5 protein-coding genes and 1 pseudogene are annotated in these 6,796 nt (G+C 64.8%); all 6 read right to left on the minus strand.

Annotated features, from left to right (window positions below; all coding sequences use genetic code 11):
* Nucleotides 1-926: 926 nt before the first annotated feature.
* On the minus strand, nucleotides 927-1,871 hold the full coding sequence (locus tag PMI01_RS24510) for an SEL1-like repeat protein (RefSeq protein ID WP_007675950.1): 945 nt from the start codon (nucleotides 1,869-1,871) through the stop codon (nucleotides 927-929).
* A 4-nt stretch (nucleotides 1,872-1,875) separates the two neighbouring features.
* Nucleotides 1,876-2,208, minus strand: a complete 333-nt coding sequence (locus tag PMI01_RS24515; protein WP_157223865.1) for a hypothetical protein — start codon at nucleotides 2,206-2,208, stop codon at nucleotides 1,876-1,878.
* Nucleotides 2,209-2,336: 128 nt separating this feature from the next.
* On the minus strand, nucleotides 2,337-2,708 hold the full coding sequence (locus tag PMI01_RS26285; protein ID WP_157223866.1) for an SEL1-like repeat protein: 372 nt from the start codon (nucleotides 2,706-2,708) through the stop codon (nucleotides 2,337-2,339).
* A 29-nt stretch (nucleotides 2,709-2,737) separates the two neighbouring features.
* A complete protein-coding gene (locus PMI01_RS24525) occupies nucleotides 2,738-4,156 on the minus strand; it encodes an HlyD family type I secretion periplasmic adaptor subunit (protein ID WP_007675969.1) in 1,419 nt (472 codons plus the stop codon).
* Nucleotides 4,153-6,294, minus strand: coding sequence for a type I secretion system permease/ATPase (locus PMI01_RS24530; RefSeq protein ID WP_007675971.1), 2,142 nt, complete (start codon nucleotides 6,292-6,294; stop codon nucleotides 4,153-4,155). Before PMI01_RS24530 ends, PMI01_RS24525 begins: the two co-directional genes overlap by 4 nt.
* Nucleotides 6,295-6,583: 289 nt before the next feature.
* Nucleotides 6,584-6,796 (minus strand): annotated as a pseudogene (locus tag PMI01_RS24535) (hypothetical protein); the annotation flags it as partial.

A 6,796-nucleotide genomic window follows, 5' to 3' on the forward strand; every position in this document is an offset into this window, starting at 1 on the left:
GAGGATGTCGGACGTTTTTAATTTCAGGTCTGTCGAGTTTGGGTCCGACGTAAGCAACCTCTGAAATACACCAGAATGCCCAGTGAGATCCTTTCCAGAGGGACTTACCCCTTCTTTCAGGCCGCCATGCATCGCTATTTCGTGTATCAGGACAAGCTGTATATTTGCTTCTCTACTGACAACGCCATATTTATCAATAAAAAATTGGTCGGTAAGGTCGGACATTCGATAATATTGCTGGCCACTACCATCCGTAGTCGCCGCGCGTGCATTTCCTATGACGTATTTAGCTCTATTTTCTCTGCCCTCTATTTTAGTCGGCTCTAGAAGGTTGATTGTCGCGTATCCGTCGGCATACGTATCCGGTCTGTTGTCAAACCTGCCTTCTGGAAGCTTCTTGTCGAGATCTCTGAATATCTCTTCAAATCCTGAAGCAGCCGCTCCGGGAATTATCTCAGCTTTGTCGGTGCCGTTTGGGTGAAGAGATCCGCCCTTTGTTTCGGCATATTCCCTAAAATCAAGAACAACAGTGGTTCCAACATTTCCGGTTTCAACAGTTTTCGGATACATTGGATTATCTATAAGTGTGAGATTATTTGGATTCTCAGGCGTTGGCTCGTGTAGGTATATTTTGTTTTGCTTTATACCAATCGCCGAAATGTATGCACGAAATGTGCCTGGACCTGTAGGTCCACTCGTCAAGAGATGCTCCAGGGCGGTTACCAAAGCTACAGGCGCATTGGCGAGAATGAAATTGGGAAGTCCCAGCGTGTCGCGCTTGGTGGGATCAATGGTCCACCCCTTGCCGACGTTGCTATAGACGAAGTATCCGCCAGCGCTCACCGCGCCGTTCTGAACGCTAGCTTCGACCACTCCTGGAGCGTTGTAAATCGGAGCGCTCGACGCTCGTTCTGCTTCGCGGCTGCTCATGACTTGCCCCCTCGTGGTATTTCAACGGCGCACATGGATTTTTCGAGATCCGACAGGTTCAGGCGCAGCCCCTTGGGCGTCTGGCTACAGACGATGACCATGAACCGCTCGGCGGCGTAGTGTTCGTAGTGCATGCGCCAGCGCTCGTGCTCGGCTTCGACCAGCGCATCGATCGGTGTCAGGCGCTCGCCCTGGACCAGAGCTTGCTCTCTCTCCACGGCTGACTTGGGAGGCTGGAGCGCGCAGAAGCGACGCAGATTCGAGGTGGCGGCTTCCAGTTTCGCGAAGCGCCGATCCATGGCCGCCACGCCTTCGGCCCTGAGTAGTGGCCGCTCCAGTGCGGCGTCGCAGGGGATCGCCTCGGCCTTGGCGACGAGACACATCTGGAGTTCGCGGTGAGGATTGGGTTCGCTCACCGAGAACCCGACCTGCTCCGCGCACGGCCAGAAATTCACCTCGTAGCTGACGAAGAGGAGGAGCTCGTCCACGCCAGCCAGATCGGCGCATCGCTTCCCTGCCTTGCCCGCCAGAACGCAGCCGCGCACCGCCGCATAGGGCAGGCCGCCGCCCGCGCCGCCGCCGTTGAGCACCGTGGTCGAGACGCCGCCGTTGGGCGAATACAAGGTCCGGATCGAAGCGCCGTCGTTGGGCGAGGCAGCGGCCGCATACAGTTTGCCGGCGCGGCCAGGATTCTTGGGGACCCCACGCCCGGCCTCGAACCGCTTGCCCAGTTCGAGCTGGGCCAGTTTGTCGCCGCCCTGGGCGCCGCGCGCCAGGGCCCTGACCTCTTCGGGCGTGGACGGGGCCGCCAGGTCGATCCCGAAAGCTTGGTTCGTCGCGCAGGACCAGAGCAGAGCGCAAAGTAGAAGGCCCGCCGAAGCGGCGCCGCCGGCATGGGTCTTGGGTCTAGGTGACGACGAAGGAACTACGGGATCGGCCATGTTGTCATTCGTCTTCTGTGCCTAGAACGAAATAACGCTCATCACTTTGTTTTACTAAGTAGAATTTCGCCTTTATGTAATCTTTGTCCGGAAACCACTGAGGAGGGTCCGTATCGGAGCGATAATCGTTCCTGACAACGATTCTATATTCAGGCTGCCGGACCCCCTTCAGCACGCGACGGGCCCGGATGACGCCGGTCATCGGCGAGTTCGGATCGCTGAAGTCGCCTTTGCCGACGACGATGACGTCGCTGTAGAATTTCAGCCCGTTGGTGCTCAGGACCGACGAAGCGCCCACCGGTGACGGAGAAGCCGCCAAGGTGAAGATCAAGGCCAAGGACGCCGCCTTGCCCAGGACGCCGGCCGGGAACGACGGCGATCTCCGTGAAACGCTCAGACCACCGACATTCCCGATCAACATTTCCGCCCTTTCGAAATCGCCGCCGCCTCAAACTCGGCGGCGAACTATCCGCCGTTGCCGCGCCCCGCGGCGCCCGATGCCTTGAGTTGTTCCAACCGGCGCGCGGCTTCCGGAAGACCAGGGCTCTCAGGGCCCTGATCGAGGAGCACGCTCGCGCCCCGTCCGCCGGTCCGGCTGGCCGGCGCATAGATGATGGACTTGCCGCCCGTCTTCGTCGCGGCGCGCCGATAGAGCTTGATGGCCTGCGGGACGTCTCGCGCGACGCCGTCGCCGTGTTCAAGCCGGATGCCCAGCGCGAGCTGCGCCTGCTTGTCGCCGGCCCGAGACCGCTCCGCCAGGCTTTGCAGCTCGGACGTCGCGGCGCCCGGGCGCAGATCGATCCCGAAGGACGTCATCGGGCTGGCGCAGGCGGTCAAGCACAGGATCAGTGGGATAAGCTGGGCCCTCACCGTTCGCGCCCCGCTTCGTCGAGCGATTTGGAGATCGGGCTCAGCAGGTATTGCAGGATCCGCCGCGACCCGGTGCGGATCTCGGCCTGCACCGCCATGCCGGCCCCGACGCGGGCGCAGAGCGGCGCGACCTCCGCGCGACCGGACGCGCAGGCCAATCTTATGCGGGTGGCGTAGACAAGGCCAAGCTTCTCGTCCTGTATGGCGTCACGCGTCACGGATCGCACTTCCCCCTCGATCAAGCCGTAATCGGTAAACGGGAAAGCTTCAAGCTTCACGCGCACAGATTGTCCTTCGCGAATGAAGCCGATGTCCTTGTTGAGGATGCGCGCCTCGACCTCGTAGTCGCTGCCGTCGGGGACGATGACGATCAGCGCCTGGGCCGGCTGGACGACGCCGCCGATCGTGTGGACCGCCAGTTGCTGGACCGTGCCGGACACCGGCGCGCGCAAGGCCTGGAAGGTCTTGCGCTGGGTCGACTTGCGAAGCTCCTCGGTCCGCAGCGACGCGTTGTCGCCGGCCTCGGCCAGGTCGGAGGCGGCGCTCTTGAGCAACGCCTGGCGCAGCTCCATCATCTGGCTGTCGATCGCCGCGATCGCCGCCCGCGCCTTGGCCGCGCTCGACATCTGGATGTCGATGTTCTTGACGTGCTCGATGCGCAGCTGCTCGTACTCGAGCATCTTGAGCCGCGAGAAATAGCCCTTTTCCGACAGCTGGCGGCGCGCCTCCAGCTGCTGGTCGACCAGCGGCAGGGTCTCGCGCAGCTTGGCGGTCTCGGTGAGGGCGGTGGTCAGCTCCTCGCCGTGCTGGGCGCGGGCCTCGACCAGTGCGCCGCGCTTGGCCGCGTATTCGGCGAGCTGGCTGTCGACGAACTGGACCTGGACCGCCGCGACGTCGGCGGAGATCCCGGGCGGCGCCACGAAGCGGCCGGGGCGGCCGCCCAGATAGGCGATGATCGCCTGGCTGCGCGCCTGGGCGATCGTCGCCGCCTGCAGGCCGCGGCTGGCCTGCGCCTCGTCGGCGCCGGTCATGGTCGGGTCGAGTTCGACGAGCAACTGCCCGGCGCTCACGTGCTGGCCGTCATGGACGTGGATCGCCCGCACGACGCCGATCTCCAGCGGCTGGATCAGCTTGACGTTGGCGATCGGGATCACCTTGCCCGCGGCCACCGCGACGACGTCGAGTCGCCCGAACGTCGACCAGGCCAGGGCGATCGCGAACAGGCCGCACAAGGCCAGCATCAGGTAGCGCAGGCCCGGGCTGGGCGGGGTCTCGATGATCTCCAGCGCGGCCGGCAGGAATTCGGTGTCCGAACGCGATCTACGGTTTCGCGCCGCCTGATCCTGATCGCGCCAGGCCGCCTTGAGCACCGTCCAGTGCCGGGTCAGGCCGGGGAAGCGCTCGGCCAGGGTCATGCCGGCACGCCCATCTGGCGGCGGTGCAGGTCGGCGTAGCGGCCGTTCCGCCGAAGCAGCGCGCCATGATCGCCTTCCTCGGTGATCTCGCCGGCCTCGACCGTGATGATCCGATGGCACTGCCGCACCGCCGACAGCCTGTGGGCGATGATCAGCACGGTCCGGCCGGCGGCGATGCGGCGGAGGTTGGCCTGGATGATCTCCTCGCTTTCGGCGTCGAGCGCCGAGGTCGCCTCGTCGAGGATCAGGATGCGCGGGTCGCCGACCAGGGCCCGGGCGATCGCGATCCGCTGGCGCTGGCCGCCCGACAGGTTCGCCCCGCGCTCGTCGATGATGGTGTCGTAGCCGCGCGACAGGGCCAGGATGAATTCATGGGCTCCGGCCAGCTCGGCCGCCGCGATCACCTGCTCCATCGGCAGGGTCGGGTCGGACAGGGCGATGTTCTCGCGCACCGAGCGGTTGAACAGGATGTTTTCCTGCAGGACCACGCCGATCTGGCGGCGCAGCCAGGCCGGATCGACCAGCGACAGGTCGACGCCATCGACCAGAACCCGGCCCTGCTCGGGCACGTAGAGGCGCTGCACCAGCTTGGTCAGGGTCGATTTTCCGGACCCCGAGGGCCCGACGATGCCCAGCACTTCGCCGGGCGGGATGTGCAAGGTGACGCCGCGCAAGGCCTCGGCCGCGTCGGGACGGTAGCGGAAGCGGACCTTGTCGAAGGTGATCGCGCCGCTGATCGGCGGCAGGCTGGCGCGGGTCGGATTGTGCTCCGGCTCGGCCTCGGCGTTCAGCACGTCGCCGAGCCGGTCGACCGAGATCTGCACCTGCTGGAAGTCCTGCCACAGCTGCGACAGGCGCAGGATCGGCGCGGCCACCCGGCCCGACAGCATGTTGAAGGCGACCAGCGCACCCACGGTGAGGTCGCCGGCGATCACCGCCTTGGCGCCGAAATAGAGGATCGCGACCGTCGTCAGCTTGGAGACGATCTGGATCAGGTGGTTGCCCCAGTTGGCGAGCTTGGCCACCGAGAAGCCGACCTGGGTGTAGCCGGCGAACTGCCGCTCCCACTGGTCGCGCATGCGGGGCTCGACCGCCATGGCCTTGAGCGTCCCGATGCCGGTCACGGCCTCGACCAGGAAGGCCTGGTTCTCGGCGCCGCGCGCGAACTTCTCGTCGAGCAGCGCGCGGATCGGCGGGGTGATAACGACGGAGATCAGGATGTAGATCGGGATCGACAGCAGCACGACCAGCGTCAGCCGCGGGCTGTAGACGTACATCACCGCGAAGAACACGACCGTGAAGAACAGGTCGATCACCACCGTGACCGCGTTCGAGGTCAGGAATTCGCGGATGCGCTCCAGCTCCCGCACCCGCGCCACGCTGTCGCCGACGCGACGAGCCTCGAAATAGGATAGCGGCAACTGCAGCAGGTGGCGGAACATCCGCGCCGACAGCTCGGCGTCCACCCGGTTGGTGCTGTGGGCGAACAGCCAGTTGCGCAGCGCCGAAAGGAGCGTCTCCCAGATCAGCACGACCGAGAGGCCGATCATCAGGACGTCCAGCGTCGACATGGTGTGGTGCACCAGCACCTTGTCGATCACCAGCTGGAAGAAGATCGGCGAGGCCAGGCCCATCAGCTGCAGGAAGAACGAGCCGATCAGGACGTCGCGCAGCGGCTTGCGATACTTGACCAGCGCGGGGATGAACCAGCTTATGTCGAAGCGCCGGCTGGGCCCCGCGATGCGCTCGCGGGTGGTCATCAGCAGAACGCGGCCGTCGAAGGCCGCTTCGAAGGCGTCGGGTTCCAGCACTTCGGGGGACGACGACGCGGGCCGCTGGATCAGCGCCCGGCCGCCGGCGCCGGCGTCCTCGACCCGCAGCAGGATGGCGGTCTCGTCGCCCAGGCCGATCAGGGCCGGCAGGGGCAGTTTGGAGAGCTCGTCGCCGCGAGCCCGTCTCGTCCGCGCGACGAGGCCCAGGCGCAGGGCGGTCCTGACCAGGTCCTCGAAGGAGAACAGCGCGCCCGCCTGGCCCCGCTCGTGGCGGACCTGATCGGGATCGATCGGCGCCTGCAGGAACCTCGCAAGCAGCACGAAGCTCGCCAGGCCGGTGTCGAATGGCGTCTCGGTGAAATCCATGCTCAGCGACGACCGCCGCACGCGATACGCGAGACATACGCCACGGCGATACCCAAAAAGCCCGCGTCCCCCGGCATGGACCTACTCCGCACAACTACGAGTAGTCGTTGCAGCTAGACCATAAAGTTGCAACCGCAATTTTTGTCGAAATCTTGCGGCAACTCAGGGTGCGTCAACGTAGGGCGTTCTGGTCGGGCGAGGGGGGCGGAGAGGGATCGCTTGAAACGCTTAATCCCCCTACGGGAACCGGCGCGTTCCTTGCGTCGAGACCGGCCGCCCCGCTCGTTGCCTAGGCCCAGTGCCAGGCGTCGATCATCGCGTGGCCGGCGGAATTGACATTGGCCAGGGTGAGGGTGTCGCCCATCGAGAAGGTGAACACCGTGTCGGCTCCGACCTGGGCCACCGTCCAGGTCACCCCGGTTCCGGCATAGCCGCTGAAGTCGAGCACGTCGCCCTCGCCATGGGCGTCGAAATCGGTGATCCGGTCCGCGCCCGAGCCGTA

Origin of the sequence: Caulobacter sp. AP07, assembly GCF_000281955.1 — a bacterium.
Taxonomy (GTDB): Bacteria; Pseudomonadota; Alphaproteobacteria; order Caulobacterales; family Caulobacteraceae; genus Caulobacter.

Excerpts from the sequence above, each read along its gene's own strand:
- PMI01_RS24510 (WP_007675950.1), bottom strand. The coding sequence starts at position 1,871 with ATGGCCGATCCCGTAGTTCCTTCGTCGTCACCTAGACCCAAGACCCAT.
- PMI01_RS24525 (WP_007675969.1), bottom strand. The coding sequence starts at position 4,156 with ATGACCCTGGCCGAGCGCTTCCCCGGCCTGACCCGGCACTGGACGGTG.
- PMI01_RS24530 (WP_007675971.1), bottom strand. The coding sequence starts at position 6,294 with ATGGATTTCACCGAGACGCCATTCGACACCGGCCTGGCGAGCTTCGTG.